This is a genomic window from Myroides sp. LoEW2-1, assembly GCF_009767705.1.
Classification (GTDB): Bacteria; Bacteroidota; Bacteroidia; order Flavobacteriales; family Flavobacteriaceae; genus Flavobacterium; species Flavobacterium album_A.
On the sequence record NZ_WSPP01000016.1, the window covers coordinates 1 to 583 of the forward strand.

1 protein-coding gene is annotated in these 583 nt (G+C 36.5%); it reads left to right on the forward strand.

Annotated features, from left to right (window positions below; all coding sequences use genetic code 11):
- Nucleotides 1-82: 82 nt before the first annotated feature.
- Entirely contained in the window at nt 83-514 is a 432-nt protein-coding gene (gene tnpA / locus GOQ24_RS01490) for an IS200/IS605 family transposase (protein ID WP_155093506.1), read from the forward strand.
- Nucleotides 515-583: the final 69 nt, after the last annotated feature.

The following is a 583-nucleotide window of genomic DNA, read 5'->3' on the forward strand; positions in this document are numbered from 1 at the left end:
TTTATTGGTCGCAGACTGTAGTTAAAACTATGCACTTTAGTGCATTTAGCTTTCAGCTTCTAAAAATGTTTACCTTTGATATATGGAATATCAACGAACCGGAGGACATAGTGTATCACGTTTAACCGCCCATATAGTATGGGTGACTAAATATCGTTATCCAGTATTGGAAGGAGATATTCAGATACGTTGTCGTAGTCTGATCATTCAGATTTGTGAAGCAGAAGATATTCAAATTTTAAAAGGTGTAGTATCAAAGGATCATGTTCATCTTCATATAGAATATCGACCATCTCAAAACATAAGTAATATTGTCAAACTCTTCAAGGGTCGTACCTCAAGGAAACTCCAAATAGAATTTCCTGAGTTGAAGCACAGATACTGGGGACGTCACTTTTGGGCAATAGGCTTTGGTTGTTGGAGTACAGGAAATATTACTGATGAAATGCTAAATCAATATCTTGAACACCATCGTAAACCAAATGATAACGGAGGTAACTTTATACTTGAGTAAGTAGCTCCACCCAGGCAGACTTTAGTCTGCTTTAACAAACTATGGACTTTCAGTCCATAGTGGTTTATT

What these genes read in the sequence shown, in the direction of transcription:
- tnpA (WP_155093506.1), top strand. Translation starts at nt 83, where the DNA reads ATGGAATATCAACGAACCGGAGGACATAGTGTATCACGTTTAACCGCC.